Raw genomic sequence first — 20,607 nt, forward strand, 5'->3', positions numbered from 1 at the left:
GGCCGCGATGTCGATCGATTCACCGCAGGCGGTCATCGATACGCAGTGGATGCAGCATGCGCTGCGTCTGGCCGAGCGTGCCGAGCGCGACTATGACGAAATTCCGGTTGGTGCGGTGTTGATCGATGCCGACGGCAACGTGCTGGGCGAGGGCTGGAACTACAACATCGCCAGTCACGATCCCAGCGCGCATGCCGAGATCATGGCCATGCGCGAAGGCGGACGCCGTCTGGCCAATCACCGCCTGATTGGTTGCACCTTGTACGTCACCCTGGAGCCGTGCGCGATGTGCGCCATGGCCATGATCCACGCGCGCATCGCACGCGTGGTGTTCGCCGCCAGCGACCCCAAGACTGGCGCCTGTGGCAGTGTCTTCGACCTGTTGGCCGACCCGCGTCACAACCATCGCGTGCAGGTGGCAGGCGGCGTGCTGGCGGCAGAGTCAAGCCTGCGGCTGACCAATTACTTTCGCGCCAAGCGTGGCAAGCCGCCGCTCGTACCCTGAGCGGCATGGCCGCGGTATGATGCGCGCCCTTTCAGTACCCCGGCCGGCAACGGCCTCCACAGGACGGTGATATGGCAGACAACGTTGCGGGCAACGACCGACTGATCTGGATCGATCTGGAAATGACCGGCCTGGATACCGATCGCGATTCGATCATCGAGATCGCCACCATCGTGACCGATGCGCAGTTGAACGTGCTGGCCGAAGGACCGGAACTGGCCATCGCCCATCCGCTGGCAACGCTGGAAGCGATGGACGAGTGGAACCGCAACCAGCACCGTCGTTCGGGCCTGTGGCAGCGTGTGCTCGACAGCCAGGTCACCCATGCACAGGCCGAAGCGCAGACGGTAGCGTTTTTGGGCGAATGGATCCGTGCCGGCGCCTCGCCGATGTGCGGCAACTCGATCTGCCAGGATCGCCGCTTCCTGCACCGCCAGATGTCGCGCCTGGAGCGCTATTTCCACTACCGCAATCTCGACGTGTCCACCATCAAGGAACTGGCGCGCCGCTGGGCACCGACGGTGGCCAACGGATTTGCCAAGAACTCGGCACACACCGCGCTGAGCGATGTGCGCGATTCCATCGACGAACTGCGCCACTATCGCCGGTTCATGGGGGCGCTCGGCGGTGATACCGAGGCTGGCACGCAGGGCTGATCTGGCCGATGGGCGGCATGCGTTTTGGCGCGCTGCGCGTCGAGCGCGCCAACGTCAGGGCAACCGGTCGCAATCGCAGTAAAATCGCAGCAGGCAGTGACAAAATATAAAAGGCCGCATCTTTCGATGCGGCCTTTTGCTTTTGAAAGATGACGCAGATGTTCAGCGCGCCAACGGCGGCCCCTTGGTCAGGTCGCCATCGTCGGCAATGCCTTTGCGCAACAGATCCGAGATCGGCTTGCCATCGGCATCGTGGTGATACACATGCAGGTCGCGCTGCGGGTACGGAATGTTGAGCCCGTTTTCCAGCAGCTGGTTGCGGATCTGCTCCAGCGTGCTGCTCTTGGCCGCACCAAAATTTCCATTGGTGGCGTAAGCGAACAGCATCAGATCGACCGTGCTTTCGCCCAGGTTGGTCACCTGCACGAACGGTGCGGGTGAATCCAGGACGTTCGGATTGTCCTTGGCGATCTGCAGCAACAACTGCTGCGCTTTTTTCAAATCATCCTGGTAACCCACGCCCACTGTCACTTCCAGGCGCCGGTTGGGCAGGGTGCTGTAGTTGATGATGGGCGCCGTGGTGATGGTGCTGTTGGGCAGGGTGATCATGCGCTCGTCGAAGGTCCGCAGACGGGTCTGAAAGATCCGGATCTCATCGACAATGCCTTCCTGGCCCGCGATCGCCACATGGTCGCCATCGCGCATCGGCCGCAGCACGATCAGCATGACGCCGGCGGCGATGTTGGACAGCGAGTCCTTCAACGCCAGACCGACTGCCAGGCCCGCGGCACCGAGCACCGCAATCAACGAGGTCGGCGGTACGCCGATCTGGCTCAACGCGCTGACGAACACCAACACCAACAGCAATGCATACATCACATTGCGCAGGAAGTTGGTCAACGTGATTTCGATACGCGCACGGGTCAATGCGCGATGCAGCCACTGGCTGAGTTGCTTGGCCAGCCACATGCCGACCACCACGATCAGCAGCGCCACCCCCCAGTTCAACGCGTATTGTGCCCACGGGATCTTTGCCCAGTTGAACGCCGGCTCTGCAGTTGCCGTCGCCGCCGGTTTGGCAGCAGCTGCTCCCGCAGCTGCCGCCATCACTGCACCCAACAGTCCCATCAGCTCTCGCTCTTGAGCTTGGCCAGACGCAGCCAGGTATCGACCACGGTGTCAGGATTCAACGACACCGACTCGATGCCTTCCTGCATCAACCACTCGGCCAGTTCCGGGTGATCCGACGGCCCCTGGCCGCAGATGCCCACGTACTTGCCCTTGGCGCGCGCCGACTTGATCGCCATCGACAGCAGCTTCTTGACCGCCGGGTTCCGCTCGTCGAACAGATGCGCCACGATCGACGAATCGCGGTCCAGGCCCAAGGTCAGCTGGGTCAGGTCGTTGGAGCCGATCGAGAAGCCGTCGAAGATCTCCAGGAATTCATCCGCCAGCAGCGCGTTGGACGGCAGCTCGCACATCATGATGATCTTCAGCCCGTTCTCGCCCTGCTTGAGTCCGTTCTGCTCCAGCACTTCGATCACCTTGCGGCCTTCTTCCAGCGTCCGCACGAACGGGATCATCACCCAGAGATTGTCCAGGCCCATCTCGTTGCGCACCTTCAACACCGCCTTGCACTCCAGCGAGAACGCCTTGGTGAAGGACGGGTCGACATATCGGCTGGCGCCGCGGAAGCCGATCATCGGGTTCTCTTCGTGCGGCTCGTAACGCGAGCCGCCGATCAGGTTGGCGTACTCGTTGGACTTGAAGTCCGACAACCGCACGATCACCGTGTGCGGCGCCACCGAGGCAGTCAAGGTGGCGATGCCTTCGGCCAGACGGTTGATGTAGAAGCTCACCGGGTCGCCGTAGCCGGCAATCTTGGCGTCGATCTTCTTGCGGACGTCGGCGTCCTGCTTGTCGTATTCCAGTAGCGCGTTCGGATGGATGCCGATGTGCGCGGCGATGATCATCTCCAGGCGCGCCAGGCCGATACCGGCATTGGGCAGCTGGCCGAAGTCGAAGGCACGCTCCGGGTTGGCCACGTTCATCATGATCTTGAGCGGGGCAGGCGGCATGTTGCCCAGGTCGGTGGTGGTGCGCTCGAACGGCAGCAGGCCGTCGTAGATGAAGCCGGTATCGCCTTCGGCGCAGCTGACCGTCACTTCCTGACCGTCGCTGATCATATCGGTGGCGTTGCCCGAGCCGACCACGGCCGGCACGCCGAGTTCGCGCGCGATGATCGCTGCGTGGCAGGTACGTCCGCCACGGTTGGTGACGATCGCCGATGCACGCTTCATCACCGGCTCCCAATCGGGGTCGGTCATGTCAGCGATCAACACGTCGCCCGCCTGCACGCGGTTCATGTCCTCCAGCGAGCGCACCACGCGCGCGACGCCGCTACCGATCTTGGCGCCGACCGCGCGACCTTCGACCAGGATCTTGGCGCCCTTGGCGTCCAGCGAGAACCGCTCGATCTGGGTGGCGTGGCTGCGCGATTTCACCGTTTCCGGGCGCGCCTGCACGATGAACAGCTTGCCGCTTACGCCGTCCTTCGCCCACTCGATGTCCATCGGGCGGCCGTAATGCTTTTCGATCACCAGCGCCTGCTTGGAAAGCTCCTGCACATCTTCGTCGCTGATCGAGAAGGTGTTGCGCAGTTCCACCGGGGTGTCTTCGGTGCGCACGCGCTCGCCGGGCACATCCGAATACACCATGCGGATCGCCTTGCTGCCGAGCGAGCGACGCAGGATCGCCGGCTTGCCTGCCGTGAGCGTGGGCTTGTAGACGTAGAACTCGTCGGGATTGACCGCGCCCTGCACGACCATTTCGCCCAGGCCGAAGCTGGAAGTGACGAACACCACATCGCGGAAGCCGGACTCGGTGTCCAGCGTGAACAACACGCCGGCCGCGCCGACGCCCGAGCGCACCATCAGCTGCACGCCAGCCGACAGGAACACGTCTTCGTGCTTGAAGCCATGGTGCACGCGATACGCAATCGCGCGGTCGTTGTAGAGGCTGGCGAACACTTCCTTGACCTTGTGCACGACATCGTCGGCGCCGGTCACGTTGAGGAAGGTTTCCTGCTGGCCTGCGAAGGAGGCGTCCGGCAGGTCTTCCGCAGTCGCAGAAGAACGCACCGCCACGGCCACTTCGCCGCCGCCGTTTTCTGCGCACAGCTGTTCGTAGGCGGTGCGGATGTCGCGGTCCAGTTCCGGCTGCAGCGGCGCATCGATCACCCAGCCGCGAATTTCCTTGCCGGCCACAGTGAGCGCGGTAACGTCTTCGACGTCCAGCGTTGCAAGCTTGTCAAAAATCCGCTTGGACAGATCGTTGTGTGCGATGAAGTCCTTGAACGCTTCTGAAGTGGTCGCATATCCACCCGGAACCGAAACGCCCAACCCGGCCAAGTTGCCGATCATCTCGCCGAGCGAGGAATTTTTACCGCCTACGCGGGCCAGATCGACCAGGCGTAGCTCATGCAACCACAGGATATTCTCTTTCAAGCGCGATGCTCCGTAAGGCCATCGCCCGAGCGGGCTGAATGGCCGCGACCGTAGGAAGAAGCCGCTATGATGCAGTGCACAGCGGAACCTGCACAAGCATGAACCCGTAAGTTTTGGACACCAGTTCAAAGAGGTGGTCTTGATGTCAACAATCCGGCCGGTGTTTTACGTCTCCGATGGAACCGGTATCACCGCTGAAACGATTGGGCATAGCCTGCTCACCCAGTTCAGCGGGTTCAACTTCGTCACCGACCGCATGTCGTTCATTGATGATGCAGAAAAAGCGCGCGATGCCGCGATGCGGGTGCGCGCTGCCGGCGAGCGTTACCAGGTGCGCCCGGTGGTGGTCAATTCGTGCGTCGATCCACAGCTGAGCATGATCCTGGCCGAAAGCGGTGCCTTGATGCTGGATGTGTTCGCGCCCTTCATTGAACCGCTGGAGCGCGAGCTCAATGCGCCGCGCCACTCGCGCGTGGGCCGCGCGCACGGCATGGTCGATTTCGAGACCTATCACCGCCGCATCAATGCGATGAACTTCGCGCTGAGTCACGACGACGGCATTGCGCTCAACTATGACGAGGCCGACGTGATCCTGGTGGCGGTATCGCGCGCGGGCAAGACGCCTACCTGCATCTACCTGGCCTTGCATTACGGCATCCGCGCCGCCAACTATCCGTTGACCGAAGAAGATCTGGAAAGCGAACGACTGCCGCCGCGGTTGCGCAACTACCGCAACAAGTTGTTCGGCCTGACCATCGACCCGGAACGGTTGCAGCAGATCCGTCAGGAGCGTCGCGCCAACTCGCGCTACAGCGCGGCAGAAACCTGCCGACGCGAAGTCGCAACCGCCGAGCGCATGTTCCAGTTGGAGCGCATTCCCACGCTGAGCACCACCAACACCTCGATCGAAGAAATCTCCAGCAAGGTGTTGTCGACCCTGGGACTGCAGCGCGAGATGTTTTGAGGCCGGGATTGGTGGGGCGCGAGATGCGGGATCGGGCAAGCAAGCGGCGCCTCCACAATTCGGGGGCTGCCGCGACGCGGCTGGCGACGTGCCAGCAGCCCAAGAAAAATCAAGCGGGCGGGGCAGGGCTCCGCCAAGGTAGGCCTGCCATTGGGCCCTCGTCAATGCTGCCCGTGCGGCAGCGCAGCGTGTAGGATCGGTGCATGGCCCAAGCATTGAGCAAACTCGAGATCATCCCCCGTCTGAGCCGGTTCGGTTGGCTGATGGGGTTGTACGCAGAAAACTTCCAGCATCTCACCCGGTTGTTCGCGCCGGCCGATCTGGCGCCTGGCTCGTATGTGTCGTCGATCGGCGATGGGCTGAACCTGCGGCTGGATGTGATCGAATGCCATCGCTACACCGTCGAACTGCGCCTGACCTACGACCTGTGCGACCCGGTGACCGGTGAGCCGGATCCGTCTGCGTATGTGCGTCTGTACCGCGATGCGCGCCAGGCCGAGACCACGCATTGCTATGTGGGCCGTCGCTGGCAGGACGTGATGGGGATGTTCCCGCCGCCGGCCGAGCTGATCAGTCACCGCATGCGCATGAACACCTTCCTGGGCAAGTGGCTGGAGTACCTGGCCGAACGCGGCCATGGGGTTGCCACCTTGCGGCTGGACACCGACTACGTTGCGCCGCCGCGGCCCAGCTCGCAGGTGGTTGTCGGTTAAGAGCAGTAGGTAGATGGCGCGTGCGTATCGTTAGCGAGCGCTACTGTTGGCCGGAAATGGTCAGTGACCGGCATGCAGGTGAAACTTGCCGATGGCTTGGCGCACCGTTCACCGGAGTCGTTCAAGGCACGACCGCATAGCGCCCAATCACCGCTCGCCACCACGCTAGACGCATGTCATCGGTCATACTGATGCGCTTCGTTGCAGATCGCGCGCCATGCCCTATACCCCGATTGTCGCCACGCTAGGCTATCTGTTGTCGCCCGACGGCACCCAGGTGCTGATGATCCACCGCAATGCCCGTCCCGGCGATCAACACCTGGGCAAGTACAACGGGCTCGGTGGCAAGGTGGAGCCGGACGAAGACGTGCTGGCCTGCATGCGCCGCGAGATTCGCGAAGAAGCCGGCGTCGCGTGCGGCGACATGCAATTGCGCGGCACCATCAGCTGGCCCGGGTTCGGCAAGCAGGGCGAGGACTGGTTGGGCTTCGTGTTCCTGATCCGCAGCTTCGATGGCACACCGCACACCTCCAACCCCGAAGGCACGCTGGAATGGGTGCCTCTCGCGCAGATGGACCAGGTGCCGATGTGGGAGGGCGACCGCAACTTCCTGCCGTTGGTGTTCGATGGCGACCCGCGCCCCTTCCATGGGGTGATGCCGTATCGCGACGGGCGCATGCAATCGTGGAGCTATTCGCGGGTCTGATCGGCTGGCGTGCGGGTCGCGCCGGCTCCGCGCTCCGGGCCGCTGGCATGCCAAGTTGCACTTATCCGGCTCACTCGTGCCGTCGGCCATCTCCGCAATCAGTCAAGCGAGATTGCCCGCACAGTTTTCCCCATCCCCTGTGGATGGACGCTGCGCAAGTCTGTGGACAAGTCCGCAAGCCGCCTGCGGCGCAACGCGCTCACGCAGGCTGGTTAAAATTTCGCCAGTGCAATTATTGGGCGGTCCAGCCACCATCGATGGCGATGGATTGCCCGGTGATGTTGCGTGCCGCATGCGACATCAGGAACGCCACCGTGCCGGCCAGCTCGTCGTACTCAATGAAGGCACCCTTGGGCATCGGCTTGAGCATCACATCGCGGACCACCGCTTCTTCGGCAATGCCGCGCGTGCGCGCCTGGTCGGCGATCTGGCGCTCTACCAATGGCGTGCGCACATAGCTGGGGCACAGCGTGTTGACGGTGATGTCGCAGTCGGCAGTTTCCAGTGCGATCACCTTGGCCAGGCCGACCAGGCCATGTTTGGCGGCCACATACGCGCTCTTGTAGGGGCTGGCGACCAACGAATGGATACTGCCGATATTGACGATGCGTCCATAGCCTGCCGCGCGCATGCCCGGCAGCACGGCACGGCTGAGCCGTGCTGCGCCGGTCAGCATGACGTCGACCAGCAGGGCCCAGCGCTGCATCGGGAAATCTTCCAGCGCGGCGACCTGCTGCAGGCCGGCATTGTTCACCAGCACCTGCGGCGGCTGTGAGGCCCCGGCTAGCGCGTGCGCAATGCTGTCGTCGTCGGTGACATCCAGCACCAGTGCTTCGGCCGAGCCGCCAGCGTCGCGCACGCGCTGGGCCGTGTGCTCGGCGGCGGCCTGGTCCATGTCGCTGACCAGCAGATGGTGGCCGTCGGTTGCCAGATGGGTGGCGATGCCGGCGCCAATGCCGCTGCCCGCGCCGGTGATCAGGATGCTGCGCATCGGGTGTCCTTCACTGTGCTGCGCGGCCGGGAGCGGCCACGCTGATCGCCAGCCTAGCGGAGGACGGGCAAACGGTCGCCTGCATCGCGCGCGCGCGTTACCCTTTGCGCCTCGCTCTGATCAGGTTCCGCATGAAACGCCATTTTTCGATGCTGCGCGATTTCCAACTTGCGGACTGGTTCACGCTGGCCAATGCCTTCTGCGGCACCGGGGCAGTATTCGCAGCGATGCGGTTCCTGCAGGAAGGCCACAGTGGCGACCTGTTGCTGGGTATGGCGCTGATCCCGTTGGCGTTCGTGTTCGATGCGCTGGACGGGCACGTCGCGCGTTGGCGCAAGGCGTCTTCCACCCTGGGCCGCGAGCTGGATTCGCTGGCCGACGTAATCTCGTTCGGCGTGGCGCCGGCGGCGTTGGGTTATGCCTGCGGCATGCGTGGCGGCTGGGACTGGCTGGTGCTGAGCTATTTCGTCTGCTGCGGCGTGAGCCGGCTGGCGCGGTACAACGTGACGGCCGAAGAGATCGCCGGCGAGGCCGACAAGGTGCCGTACTTCGAAGGCACCCCGATTCCGACCAGCCTGGTGCTGGTGATCCTGCTCGCGGTCGCCGCCAGCAGCGGGCATATCGGCGACACCCTGTGGTGGGGCCAGTGGCAGCTCGGGCCGTGGCAGTTCCACCCGCTGGTGCTGCTGTTTGCCGTCTCCGGCTCGCTGATGATCAGCAAGACGTTGCGGATCCCCAAGCCCTGAGCGGCACGCCTGGTTACACGCGGTAGGATGGCTCGGTGGATCGTCACAGGAGGGAATGATGGCAAGCAGCGGTTCGGACAACGGCAACGTCGAGGACAAGGCACGCCAGTATTGGGCTGCCTGGGGAGACGCCATGCGCCACGGCCAGTCTGGCTCCGCCGCGCAGCCACCGCCGGCGTCCGGCGGCGATGCCCCGCAGGACTGGAGAAAGGCAGTGGACTGGTGGTCGCAGCTGCTGCCTACCCAGGCCGCGCCGCAGGCGCAGGAAGCCATCGACCGCTTCCGCACCCAGGCTGGCGGCTGGTTCGGCACCATGCAGCAGGTGGCCGGGCAGTTCGCCGGCCGCGACACCTCCGCCAACGAAGTCTCCGATGCCTGGCGCCGCGCCGTGCAGGGGCAGGGCGAGCAACTGATGCAGTGGACGCTCGGCTCGCTGCGCGGCGGCAGCCCCGGCGGCTTCGACCCGTGGCTGCAGCAGGCGGCGCAGGCGCTGGGCAAATGGCGCGAAGAAAACGCGCCGTGGTTGGACATGCCGGCCTTCGGATTGAACCGCAATCATCAGGCGCGCCTGCAGAAACTGGCGCGCGCGCAACAGGATTATCAGGCGCAATCGCAGGCCTACGGCGAGCAACTCAAGGCAGCGATCGAGCAGGCCTTCACCCGTTTCACCACCAAGCTGAGCGAGCACGAAAGCAGCGGCAGCCAGCTGACCAGCGCGCGCGCCTTGTTCGATCTGTGGATCGAGGCGGCCGAAGAGTCCTATGCCGATGTGGCGTTGTCGGATCGGTTTCGCGACGTGTGCGGCGGGTTCGCCAACGCGCACATGCGCTTGCGCGCGGCGTTGCAGGAGGAGGTCGAACAGCTCAGCGAACGTTTCGGGATGCCGACGCGTTCGGAGATGGATGCCGCGCATCGCCGTATCGCAGAACTGGAGCGCGCGGTGCGCCGGATGCTGCGCACCGCTGCCGGCACCAGCACCAAGGCGTCTGGCAAGCCGGCCGAAGACACCACCGCTGATCCGCAGGCCTCGTCTCCGCCCAAACGTGCAGCGCCGCCCAACGCCGCCGCTGCGCGCAAGCCGGCCGCGGCCACCGGTGCAGTAAAAAAGACCGCGGCCAAAAAATCTGCGCCCAAGAAGACCGCACCTGCAACACCTGCGGTGAAAAAGACCGCCACAGCGAAAGCCGCATCGAAACCGTCGTCCGGCAAGGCGTCCGGCAGTAAGCCGGTCGCACGCACCCCACGTGGAGCCAAGGCATGAAAGGGCCGTTGGGATTCAGTGCCGAAGACCTGATGCAGGAAACCCTGTCGCTGCAACGCAAGCTGCGCGAAGGCCTGAAACTGCTGCCAGGTGTGGAAGACGTCGACTATGGCGTCACCGAACGCGAAGAAATCTGGCGCGACGGCAAGGTGGTGCTGTATCGCTTTGTCGGCGAGCAGGCGCCGGTGGCCAAGACGCCGCTGCTGATCGTGTATGCGTTGGTCAATCGTCCGTACATGGTGGACCTGCAGGCCGATCGATCACTGGTCAAGGGCCTGTTGAGTCACGGCCAGGATGTCTACGTGCTGGACTGGGGCTACCCGGACCGCTCCGAACGCTATCTCACGCTCGAAGACTATCTGCTGCGCTACATCGATGGCGCGGTGGATCACCTGCGTGCGCAATCGGGGCTGGAGGCGGTGGACGTGCTCGGCATCTGCCAGGGCGGCACCTTTTCGTTGTGCTACGCCGCGCTGCAACGGCACAAGGTGCGCAACCTCATCACCATGGTCACGCCGGTGGATTTCCACACTCCCGACAACATGCTGTCCAACTGGGCGCGCATGGTCGATGTGGATCTGTTCGTGGACACCATGGGCAACGTGCCGGCGGATCTGATGAACGCCAGTTACCTGATGCTCAAGCCGTTCCGGCTTAATTTGCAGAAGTACGTCGGCTTGCTGGACATCCTCGACGACAAGCAGGCGCTGGAAGACTTCTTGCGCATGGAAAAGTGGATCTTTGATTCGCCGGATCTGGCGGGCGAGGCGTTCCGCGAGTTCGTGACCTTGTTCTACCAACGCAATGGGCTGGTCACCGGCCAAGTGAGCATCGGCGGGCAGGCGGTGGATCTGCAGGACGTCGATATGCCGGTGCTCAATATCTATGCCGAACACGATCATCTGGTGCCACCGGATGCCTCGCGCGCCTTGCGTGGGCTGGTGGGCAGCAAGGATTACAGCGAACTGAGTTTTCGCGGCGGACATATCGGGATCTACGTGTCCGGACGTGCCCAGCGCGAGGTGCCGGTGGCGATCCATCGCTGGCTGCAGGAGCGCGACCGCATCGCCTGATGCGCCGCATGCAACCGCGCAGGCCTGCGTGCGACCGCATGCCGCCACCCATCACGGCCCGCTGCTGCCCGGCTTTTTAGACTGCTTGCTACGTTTGAAGGAGCGTTTTCATGGCCACCACTGCACTGTCCCGTTCTCTCAATGACCGCATGATCGCCGGTGTTGTCGGCGGGATTGCGCGCCGCTTCGGATGGAGCTCCACCTTGCTGCGCGTTCTGTTCGTGATCGTCTCGATCGCCTCGGCCGCGTTTCCCGGCATCCTGGTCTATCTGATCCTGTGGCTGCTGATCCCCGCGCAGGCCGATTGAGGCCGTTGCGGCGCGCGCCATCGGCTGTGTTGGCGCTTGGCGCGTTGTGGACGCTGCCCAACACCGCGCTTGGCCTGTTGATCGGCGCCATTGGCAGTTGTTTTGGCGCCCGCCCGCGCTGGTCCCGTCATGAGCTCGCGTTTGTCTTTCATGCCTGGCCCTGGGGGCCGGGCGGGGCGATGACCTTGGGTAATGTGATCCTGCTCAAGGGCGCATCGCTGGATCTGCAATGCAGCACCTATGCACACGCGGCCGGCCGTTGCGAGCATCCGCCGGTGCGTCTGGGCGATCACGAGCGCGCACATGTGTATCAATACATGTTGCTCGGGCCGCTGTTCCTGCCGGTGTATCTGATGTGCGGCGGCATCCATGTGCGCAACCCGCTGGAGCGGGCGGCCGATGCGTATGCGATGCATGGCCATGGCTGGTGGCCGTGGTGGCCATCGACCTGGAGCGGCTAACCACGTTCCTGCGCTCACTGCGGGGCTGACGCATCCGGTGCTCGGTGTACGCGTACACCCCGTTTGTGATGGCGCAGTCCACGCCGGCCTGAAGACCGCTCTTTGTAGCTTTGTCAGCCGCGCTTCGTGGCAGCAGCGCCGGCTCGGCGGCTGCATCGCAAGACGCAATCGCCCTCAATCCAGGCGCGAGAACCCGAACAGGTCCGACAGCGGGTGCGGCTTACCTTCCAGTTGCGCACGCAGCAGCCCGGCACCGATCGCGCTATAGGTGATGCCGTTGCCGCCGTAGGCCATGGCAAACAAGACGCGCGGGCCTTGCTCGGCATGCGTGCCGAAGAACGGCAGGCCGTCGGCGGTTTCGGCAAACGTGCCGCCCCACGAAAACACCGGGCGCAGATGTACGTCCGGCATGGTCTTGCCGATCTTCTTCAGCAGCGTCTTCAATTTGCTTTCCACGCGCGCATCGCGGCGCGCCGGGATGTCCACGTTGTCGTCCTCACCGCCTGCCACCACACGGCCATCGGGTGTGCTGCGTAGGTACAGATACGGGCGTGCGGTCTCCCACATCATGGTGTGCTTGAGCGCACCGATCTCGCTGTCGTGCAGCGGGTCGGTCACGAACGCATAGCTGCTGCGGTTACGTGCCACGCGCTGCGACAGCCATTGCTGGTTGCCATAGCCTGCGGCCATGATCACGTGCTTGGCGCGCGCGACGACGCCTTCGTGAGTACGTAATTCCACGTGCTGATCGTGCGGGACAATGGTCGCGATCGTAGTGCGATCGAAGATGCGTCCGCCGTACTGCTCGCATTCGGCGAATAGGCGATAGCACAGCCGATACGGGTCGACGCTGGCGGCCAGGCGGCTGAGGATGGCGCCGTCGGAGCGCACGCCGTAGTCGTGCCAGAGCGGCTCGCGGTCGATCCATTCCACCGGCAGCTGATGCGTTTGGCGTGCCTCGAGCTCGCGCCGCAGGTCTTTCAGATCGCGCGCACGGCTGGCGTAGTAGAGGCTGTCCTGGCGGGTGAAGTCGCAGCCACCCAGGCTGTCGCACAGGTCCTGCAGGTCGACGATGGCCTGCGCACAGGCGCCGTAAGCGAGCGCGGCTGCCGGCATGCCGTGTTGTTTGGCCAGATCGACCATTGGCGTATCGATTTCGTATTGCAGCAGTGCAGTGCTGGCCGAGGTACTGCCCCAGCCGATCTCGCGTTGTTCGACCACCACCACCTCATGGCCATTGCGCAGCAATTCGTGCGCGATCAGCGCGGCAGTCACGCCGCCGCCCACGATGACGACCTCGGCCTGGGTGTCTTGCTCCAGGCGTGGATAGGCGCGCATCAATCCATTACGGATCGACCAGAACGGGTAGCCACTTTTGAGGTCCATGCGATGTCGTGAGAAAGCGGGTGGACCGAGATTGGACGACCAAGCAGGGTGAAGCACTCGTGAGGTGCGTCAGGTCTTGAGGCCGTCACCAAACCGCAAACAGCCGGCGTTAACGTGCGTGGAAAGCTCCTCACGACGCGCTCGTTATGCTCGCGCCTCCAACGCAACAACAGCAGCAAAAGGGTGTGGCATGTCGATTGTCCTGTACGTCGGTGGCAGCAAAGATGGCGACAAGGGTGTTGTGCCTTACGGGTTCAGCAAGTCGCGGGCAATGACTGACGCCGGCCCGGAGATCTATGTGGAACGCATGGTGCCGCTGAAGAACGTCGGCAAGATCCGTGTCATGGCCCTGGAATCCATGCACGAAAGCATTCTGGTCGAGCGCGCCGCCACCCATTACGCGCACCGCGCCAGCTGAGCGCGGCGGCATAGGTTTACGACTGCGCTGTCAACGGGTTTCCGTCGCGGGCCCACACTGCGAAAATGATTTTTTTTCAGTGAAGCGGTTTATTCCGCGCCGCCATGCACGATAGCCAGCTTGCCCAGCAGATCGCTCGCACCATCGCCGACGAGATCGGTGCCCAACCCGCCCAGGCGCGCGCCGCCATCGCGCTTCTCGACGAAGGCGCCAGCGTGCCGTTCATCGCCCGCTACCGAAAAGAGGTGACCGGCGGCCTGGACGATACGCAGCTGCGTAACCTTGAAACGCGTCTGACCTATCTGCGCGAGTTGGAAGACCGCCGCGCGGCGATCCTGTCCAGCATTGGCGAGCAGGGCAAACTCAGCGACGAACTGCGCAACGAGATTGCCGCTGCCGACACCAAGTCGCGGCTCGAAGATCTGTATCTGCCTTACAAGCCCAAGCGCCGCACGCGTGCGCAGATCGCACGCGAAGCCGGGCTGGAGCCATTGGCCGAGGGCTTGCTGGCCGACCCGACGCAGGCGCCGGAGGTGGCTGCCGCCGCCTTCATCGACGCCGAGAAGGGTGTTGCCGACATCAAGGCCGCGCTGGAAGGCGCCCGCGCCATCCTGATGGAGCGCTGGGGCGAAGATGCCGCGCTGGTGGGCGAATTGCGTAGCTGGCTCAACGATAACGGCGTGATCCGCGCACGCGTCGCCGAGGGCAAGGAAGAGGCCGGTGCCAAATACCGCGATTACTTCGACCATGCCGAAGCGCTGGCGAAAATTCCGTCGCACCGCTTGCTGGCGCTGTTCCGCGCGCGCCGTGAAGAATTTCTGTATCTGGACCTGGACCCTGGCAGCGATGCCGAAGCCGGGCATCAGTACGCCGAAGGCCGCGTGGCGCGCAGTGCCGGTATTTCCAACCAGGGCCGCCCGGCCGACCGCTGGTTGCTGGACGCGTGCCGGCTGACCTGGCGCGCCAAGTTGCACATGCACCTGCTGCTGGACCTGTTCAACCAGGCTCGCGAGAAGGCCGAGGCCGAAGCGATTGCGGTGTTCGGCGACAATCTCAAAGACCTGATGCTGGCCGCGCCAGCCGGCCCGCGCGTGGTGCTGGGGCTGGACCCGGGCATCCGCACCGGTTGCAAGATCGCCGTGGTCGATGCCACCGGCAAGCTGGTGGCGACCGAGACCATTTACCCGCACGAACCCAAGCGGCAATGGGACCAGTCGCTGCAGACGATCAAAAAATTGTGCATGCAGCACAACGTGGAGCTGATCGCGATCGGCAACGGCACCGCCAGCCGCGAAACCGACAAGCTGGCCGGTGAGGCGATCGCGCTGTGCGGGGCGACCAAGTTGCAGAAGGTCGTGGTCAGCGAAGCGGGGGCGTCGGTGTATTCGGCGTCCGAGTTTGCCGCCAAGGAATTCCCGGAGCTGGATGTCTCGCTACGCGGCGCAGTGTCGATCGCACGGCGGTTGCAGGACCCGCTGGCCGAGTTGGTCAAGATCGAGCCCAAGGCAATCGGCGTGGGCCAGTACCAGCACGACGTCGACCAGTACCGCCTGGCCAAAGCGCTGGAGGCGCGCGTGGAGGACTGCGTTAACGCCGTTGGCGTCTACGTCAACACCGCCTCGGCCGCGCTGCTGTCGCGCGTATCCGGCCTGTCCGGCACGGTGGCGGAAAACATCGTGCGCCATCGCGACGACAACGGCCCGTTCAAGCGCCGCAAGGATCTGCTCAAGGTGCCGCGCCTGGGCGACAAGACCTTCGAACAATGCGCCGGGTTTTTGCGCATTGCCGATGGCGACGAGCCGCTGGATGTGTCGGCCGTGCATCCGGAAGCCTATCCGGTGGTCGAGCGCATCGTCGCCAACACCGGCAAGCCGATCAAGGCGTTGCTGGGCGATGGCAGTTTCCTGCGCGGCTTGAAGCCGGAGCTGTTCACCGATGCGCAGTTCGGTGTGCCGACCGTGCGCGACATCCTGAAAGAAATGGAAAAACCCGGCCGCGACCCGCGTCCGGAGTTCAAGGCTGCGCAATTTGCCGACGGCATCGAGGACATCAAGCACCTCAAGCCGGGCATGGTGCTGGAAGGCGTGGTCAGCAATGTGGCCGCGTTCGGCGCCTTCGTCGATATCGGCGTGCATCAGGATGGGTTGGTGCACATCTCTGCGTTGTCGGACACCTTCGTCAAGGATCCGCGCGATGTGGTCAAGGCTGGCGATATCGTCAAGGTCAAGGTGCTGGAAGTGGACGTGCCGCGTAAGCGCATCGCACTGACCTGCCGCCTGTCCGACACGCCGCCGGCGGCAGATGGCACGGCGCAGTCGCGCGATGCACGCGGCAGTGGCGGGCCGGGGCAGGGCCGTCGCGACGGCGGCGGACGCGGGCCGGCACCCGGCAACAGCAAGCCGCGGACCACTGCGCCACCGGCCGATAACGCACTGGCCGCGGCGTTCGCGCGCGCCAAGCGCAGCTGAGTCATGCTGCCTGGCGCGGCGACTGACTTTGAGTGATTCGGCAGCAACGTTGCAGATCAGTTGTAGAGCGACTGCTTTGCAACGTTACAGCACGGCCGTTGCCCGCCCGCCACCGCGGGACACGCCGCAGGTACGTCCTTTGTAGGCCCTTATGCGGCATCCATGCCGCATAAGAGCCCGCGACTGTGGGCGTGCAATGACCAGTCGAAATGGTCGGTGTGCATGTTTTCAACAACGCATCCGACTCACAGGTTGGTGTGGTGTCCTGGCCGATTGCTGGACCCTGCGGCGGCATGGATGCCGCCACAGGGCCTCCGTGGATGGATTCACCGCGTGTCCCGCAATCGGCGAGGGCACCGCGCCCTCGACGACCTGAGCTTTTGACTGCATCTCACAAGCGACGCGACGACTCGAATCCCGTTGTGCGGATGCAGTCTGGAATGCAGTCGGGCGGCAATTGAAACGTGCCGGGGTGTCAGACGGTGCGCGCCTGCAAGAAGTCTGCATTCGCGATCGGGGCGTTGGCATTCTTCCTGCTCCTCGCCTGCATTGCTTTTATCGGCCGCTGTCGGGCGATCTCACGCCGCTCCCGGCACCGCGCGCATCGGCACCACCAAGCGTTCGATCAGATCCACCAGTCCGGGCGGCTCCACCGGCTTGCCCATATACGCATCGAAGCCGGCCGCCACGGCACGATCGCGGTCCTCTTCGTGTACGTAGGCAGTGAGCGCGATTGCCGGGATATGCCGTGGCAGATCGACGCGACCGGTGCGCACGGTGCGGATCAGATCGTAGCCATCGCGCAGCGGCATCGCGATATCGCTGACCAGTACATCGAATGCCGAAGCCGCCAGATAGTGTTCGGCTGCATCCACCGAACCGGCCGCCTGCACCTGCGCGCCGGCAAGCATCAGGAACTGCATCACCGCTTCGCGCGAATCCTGATCGTCGTCGACCAACAGCACACGCACGCCGTCCAGCCGCCCATTGCAATCGGCCGGAAGTCGCACAGGTTGGCTCGAATCCTCCGATGACGGGCGCAGACCACTGACCCCGTGCTGGAACGGCAGCACGATGGTAAACACCGCACCCTGGCCTTCGCCGGCGCTGGAGGCCCCAAGGCTGCCGCCATGCAGATCCACCAGCTGACGCGAGATCGACAAGCCCAGCCCCAGCCCGCCAACACGCCGCGTGGTGCCGGCATCTGCCTGCCGAAACCGATCGAAGACGTGCGGCAGAAACTCCGGCGCGATGCCGATCCCGCTGTCCTGCACGCACAGCCGCAGACGTCCTTCCTCAACGTCCAATCCCACCCGTACGCTGCCGCCCGGTGCGCTGAACTTGAGCGCGTTGCTGAGCAGGTTGGTGAGCACTTGCTGCAAGCGCCCGGCATCGCCGAAAAACCACAATTCGCTGCCGGCCGGCGCGTCCAGTTCCAGAATGATCTCGCGCGCCAGCGCGGCCGGCTGCATCAGCTCCAGCGTGCTGCGCGCCAGCCCGGCAATGTCGAAATGTTCGGCCTGCAGACGGATCTTGCCGGACAGGATCGCGCTCATATCCAGCAGGTCGTCGATGATCTGCGTCTGCGCACGCGCACTGCGCTCGATGATGACCAGGCCTTTACCCAGATTCTCCGGCGCGAAGGTCTGCGCTTGCATCAGTCGCGACCAGCCCAGGATCGCGTTGAGCGGCGTGCGCAATTCGTGGCTGAGCGTGGCCAAAAATTCGTCCTTGACCCGGCTGGCGTGTTCGGCCTGACCGCGCGCAGTGGTTTCTGCCTGCAGCGACAACGTGAGCTTGGCATCCACGCGCGTCCGCTCGATCACGATACCGGCCAGGTGGGATGCAGAGCGCGCCATCGCTTGTTCGCGCAGCGAGGGTAGATATGGGCGGTCGTAGTAGATGTTGAGCGTGCCCAGCACCTGGCCGTCGCTGGACAAGATCGGCGTTACACAGCACGCCGCGATTCCGAGCAGCGCCGAAACGGCATGATGAGGGCCGAAGCTTGGATCGGCCTGGAGATCGGCACAGATGACTTGCCGGCCAAGATGTGCGGCGCGCGAACAAGGCGGCCCATCCGGACCGATCGGGGCCGGCTCGAAGTTGCCGTGATACGCAAGCGGGAAGTGCGGCGCCGAGCCGAAGCTCAGGGTATGCCGCACCTCGTCCAGCACCATCACCGAGCAATACAGCCCAATCTCACCGCGCGCCTCCACGCTCAATGCGATCGCATCCAGCACCACCGGCAACGGTGCGCCGGTGGTGATCAGGCTCAGGATCGCGCGGTCGGACGCGGTGGCATCTTCGATGTGCTTGCGTTCGGAGATATCGGTGAGCGAGCCGATATGCCCGAGAAAACGACCATCGCTGGCGAAATGCGGCGAGGCGTTATCGATACACCAACGGTACTGGCCGTCATGGCGACGCACCCGGTATTCGGCTAAAAATTCGCCGCGCCGTTCCAGCGCCTGTTCGAAGGCCAACCGCACGCGGCCGGCATCGTCCGGATGCATCACATCCCACCAGCCCTGATCCAGCGCCTGATCTTCGGCTTGTCCGGTGAAGTCGTACCAGCGCGGGTTCCAGTACACGCAATCGCCTTGCGCGTCGGACATCCAGATCATCGCAGGGACCGTCTCGCACAGCGCACGGAAACGGATTTCGCTCTCACGCAAGCGGTGCTCGAAGGTGCGGCGATCATGGATGTCGGTATATGTGCCGATCCACTCGCTGATGCAGCCGTCGTCACCGCGGACGGGCAGGGCGCGTGCCAGATGCCAACGCGCCTGGCCGTCGTGGCGCAGCAATTCGCATTCGATCTCGTAAGCGCGCTCGTCGAGCAATGCGTCCTGCCATGCCTGCACGGACAGCTGCAGGCCATCGGCGGTATGGGCCCGATGCCACGCGGCGCCTTCGTTGTTGCCCGGATCCAGCCCGGTGTATTCGTACCAGCGTTGATTGAAATAGTGCAGCTGGCCATCGGGACCGGCGATGAAGATGATCTGCGGCAAGGTGTCGGCAAGCCGGCGCAGACGCGCTTCGCTGGCGGCGAGTTGTTGCTGCGCCTTGGCCCGCTGCATCGACTCCCAGCAGCGCGCCGCCACCAGCCGCACCAGCTCGATCTCGGTCGACAACCAGCGTCGCGGTGCACGTTGGTGCACGCCGATTGCCGCGACCAGCCGGCCATGTTTATGCAGCGGTATCGCCAACGACGCACGCAGGCCGGAGTGGCGATACTGCTCGGCCACATAGTCCGGCGCACCCGGCGCCATCGCATCGGTGGTGAACCAGGGCCGGTTGGCCAGCAGTGCATCGCGCAGGCCTTGGGCCACTTCCATCGGGAAGTCGCCTTGCAGGCTCGGCATGTCCTGCACATGGTCGCTGATCACATGCATGATGCTGCCATCTTCGGCCGCGAGTCCGAACGCACAGCGATTGGCCTGCAGGTGTTCGCCGAGCAAGCGCACGCTGGTGTCGATGACGTGCCGTGGATCGGAGACATGCTGCAAGGCGTCTTCGAGCATCAGCAGAAAACTGTCGCGAGTCTCGACGCGTCGCTGCGCAGTGACATCGAACCCGTGCACCAGAATCGCATCGACGCGACCATCGCTGTCGCGCATCGGCTGGTACAGAAAGTCGACGAAGGTTTCGTCCAGCGTGCTGCCGGGTGTGCGCTGCAGATAAGCCGTCATCGATTCGCCGATGAACGGCTGGCCGCTACGACGGACCTCGTCGAGCAGGCCGAGATAGCCTTGATCGGCGATCTCCGGCATCGCCTCCAGCAAGGGACGGCCCAGCAAGGGACGCTCGCCGACAAGATCGTGGAAGCGTTGGTTGACGCTCTCGATGATGTAGTCGGGCCCACGCAGCACGGCCATGAAGGCCGGCGACTGGTCAAGCGCGGGCGGCGCCGCAAGCGACATGGCATCGCTACGCTGTTCGCGCGCACCACGTGCGGGCGCAGCAGCCACATACAACGCGCCCACCTGCCTGCCGGCGTCCAGGATCGGACTGCACGACCAGGTCGCCAGATCGATTGCAGTGTTCGCATCGCCCGGCAGATCGCCAGCCAGGTCGGTGCGCGTCAGCTCGGCAAGCGGCTGGCCGAACGCAGCAGGGTGTCTTTCACCCAATGACGCGATGCAGGCGTCGTTGTAGATGCAGCATGCGTGCTCGCCCCAAACCACTAGCATCGGGTGTTGTGCGTGCAGGCACACCGACAGCGCGGTACGCAGCGCCTGACTGGCGCAGAGCAGCGGGTCGGCGACGCATGCGGACGCCAGTACCAATGCTGCAGTTTCGCTCGTCTCCGGCAACAGGCCGGCAAACGGCGACACGGCACTTTCCATCCAGCAACCACCTGCAGATCTTGGATGCTTGATTCTAGTGACAAGCGCTCAGGTGGCAACCAAACCGCCGACAACCGGTCAGGTGGCGAGCCATGG

General features: G+C 64.1%; 17 protein-coding genes and 1 pseudogene. 12 read left to right on the forward strand and 6 right to left on the reverse strand.

Annotated elements, in window-relative coordinates:
* The first annotated feature begins 7 nt into the window (after positions 1–7).
* Together tadA and orn are read left to right on the forward strand one after the other, a co-directional pair.
* Positions 8–505 carry a tRNA adenosine(34) deaminase TadA gene (gene tadA / locus RQH86_RS03480; RefSeq protein ID WP_115559319.1) on the forward strand — a complete coding sequence of 166 codons (498 nt, stop codon included), beginning with the start codon at positions 8–10 and terminating at the stop codon, positions 503–505.
* 71 nt (positions 506–576) lie between these two features.
* Entirely contained in the window at positions 577–1,161 is a 585-nt protein-coding gene (orn, locus tag RQH86_RS03485) for an oligoribonuclease (RefSeq protein ID WP_311238215.1), read from the forward strand.
* Between the two features lie 162 nt (positions 1,162–1,323).
* On the opposite strand, the gene RQH86_RS03490 is transcribed toward orn, so the two are convergent.
* Together RQH86_RS03490 and ppsA are read right to left on the reverse strand one after the other, a co-directional pair.
* Positions 1,324–2,289: a mechanosensitive ion channel domain-containing protein gene (locus tag RQH86_RS03490; RefSeq protein WP_104615617.1), complete on the reverse strand. Its 966-nt coding sequence runs from the start codon at positions 2,287–2,289 to the stop codon at positions 1,324–1,326.
* The gene (gene ppsA, locus RQH86_RS03495) at positions 2,289–4,667 is read right to left on the reverse strand and encodes a phosphoenolpyruvate synthase (protein ID WP_311238216.1); all 2,379 of its coding nucleotides are present in this window, start codon (positions 4,665–4,667) and stop codon (positions 2,289–2,291) included. Before ppsA ends, RQH86_RS03490 begins: the two co-directional genes overlap by 1 nt.
* A gap of 142 nt (positions 4,668–4,809) precedes the next feature.
* On the opposite strand from ppsA, the gene RQH86_RS03500 reads away from it, so the two are divergent.
* The 3 genes from RQH86_RS03500 (at position 4,810) to RQH86_RS03510 (ending at position 7,050) form a co-directional block, all read left to right on the forward strand.
* Positions 4,810–5,631 (forward strand): pyruvate, water dikinase regulatory protein, encoded by an 822-nt coding sequence (locus RQH86_RS03500; RefSeq protein ID WP_055854069.1) that lies wholly within the window; start codon positions 4,810–4,812, stop codon positions 5,629–5,631.
* Positions 5,632–5,834: 203 nt separating this feature from the next.
* Positions 5,835–6,344, forward strand: a complete 510-nt coding sequence (locus RQH86_RS03505) for a DUF1249 domain-containing protein (RefSeq protein ID WP_115513103.1) — start codon at positions 5,835–5,837, stop codon at positions 6,342–6,344.
* A gap of 217 nt (positions 6,345–6,561) precedes the next feature.
* Positions 6,562–7,050, forward strand: a complete 489-nt coding sequence (locus RQH86_RS03510; RefSeq protein ID WP_115513102.1) for an 8-oxo-dGTP diphosphatase — start codon at positions 6,562–6,564, stop codon at positions 7,048–7,050.
* Positions 7,051–7,282: 232 nt separating this feature from the next.
* Here the strand turns inward: RQH86_RS03510 and RQH86_RS03515 are convergent, their stop codons facing one another.
* Complete coding sequence (locus RQH86_RS03515) at positions 7,283–8,041, reverse strand: 3-hydroxybutyrate dehydrogenase (protein ID WP_311238217.1); 759 nt, start codon at positions 8,039–8,041, stop codon at positions 7,283–7,285.
* A gap of 131 nt (positions 8,042–8,172) precedes the next feature.
* Between RQH86_RS03515 and RQH86_RS03520 the strand changes: the two genes are divergently transcribed.
* From RQH86_RS03520 to RQH86_RS03540, 5 genes are all read left to right on the forward strand, one after another.
* Positions 8,173–8,787, forward strand: coding sequence for a CDP-alcohol phosphatidyltransferase family protein (locus tag RQH86_RS03520; protein ID WP_161963057.1), 615 nt, complete (start codon positions 8,173–8,175; stop codon positions 8,785–8,787).
* Between the two features lie 55 nt (positions 8,788–8,842).
* Entirely contained in the window at positions 8,843–10,048 is a 1,206-nt protein-coding gene (gene phaE, locus RQH86_RS03525; protein WP_311238218.1) for a class III poly(R)-hydroxyalkanoic acid synthase subunit PhaE, read from the forward strand.
* Positions 10,045–11,121 carry a class III poly(R)-hydroxyalkanoic acid synthase subunit PhaC gene (locus tag RQH86_RS03530; RefSeq protein ID WP_055854090.1) on the forward strand — a complete coding sequence of 359 codons (1,077 nt, stop codon included), beginning with the start codon at positions 10,045–10,047 and terminating at the stop codon, positions 11,119–11,121. Before phaE ends, RQH86_RS03530 begins: the two co-directional genes overlap by 4 nt.
* Before the next feature lie 110 nt (positions 11,122–11,231).
* Entirely contained in the window at positions 11,232–11,429 is a 198-nt protein-coding gene (locus RQH86_RS03535) for a PspC domain-containing protein (RefSeq protein ID WP_055854095.1), read from the forward strand.
* Positions 11,430–11,434: 5 nt separating this feature from the next.
* Positions 11,435–11,890 carry a hypothetical protein gene (locus RQH86_RS03540; RefSeq protein ID WP_193552594.1) on the forward strand — a complete coding sequence of 152 codons (456 nt, stop codon included), beginning with the start codon at positions 11,435–11,437 and terminating at the stop codon, positions 11,888–11,890.
* 174 nt (positions 11,891–12,064) lie between these two features.
* Here RQH86_RS03540 and RQH86_RS03545 read toward each other — a convergent pair whose 3' ends face one another.
* A complete protein-coding gene (locus RQH86_RS03545; RefSeq protein ID WP_311238219.1) occupies positions 12,065–13,276 on the reverse strand; it encodes an FAD-dependent oxidoreductase in 1,212 nt (403 codons plus the stop codon).
* A 190-nt stretch (positions 13,277–13,466) separates the two neighbouring features.
* Between RQH86_RS03545 and RQH86_RS03550 the strand changes: the two genes are divergently transcribed.
* Together RQH86_RS03550 and RQH86_RS03555 are read left to right on the forward strand one after the other, a co-directional pair.
* Positions 13,467–13,694: a hypothetical protein gene (locus RQH86_RS03550; protein ID WP_055854106.1), complete on the forward strand. Its 228-nt coding sequence runs from the start codon at positions 13,467–13,469 to the stop codon at positions 13,692–13,694.
* Between the two features lie 104 nt (positions 13,695–13,798).
* Positions 13,799–16,162, forward strand: a complete 2,364-nt coding sequence (locus tag RQH86_RS03555; protein WP_311238220.1) for a Tex family protein — start codon at positions 13,799–13,801, stop codon at positions 16,160–16,162.
* 578 nt (positions 16,163–16,740) lie between these two features.
* Here RQH86_RS03555 and RQH86_RS03560 read toward each other — a convergent pair.
* Together RQH86_RS03560 and RQH86_RS03565 are read right to left on the reverse strand one after the other, a co-directional pair.
* Positions 16,741–20,085, reverse strand: coding sequence for a PAS domain S-box protein (locus tag RQH86_RS03560; protein WP_311238302.1), 3,345 nt, complete (start codon positions 20,083–20,085; stop codon positions 16,741–16,743).
* Positions 20,086–20,511: pseudogene (locus tag RQH86_RS03565) on the reverse strand (histidine kinase); the annotation flags it as partial.
* Between the last annotated feature and the right edge of the window lie 96 nt (positions 20,512–20,607).

This window comes from Xanthomonas sp. WCS2018Noco2-27 (assembly GCF_031843525.1).
In the GTDB taxonomy this organism is placed as follows: domain Bacteria; phylum Pseudomonadota; class Gammaproteobacteria; order Xanthomonadales; family Xanthomonadaceae; genus Xanthomonas.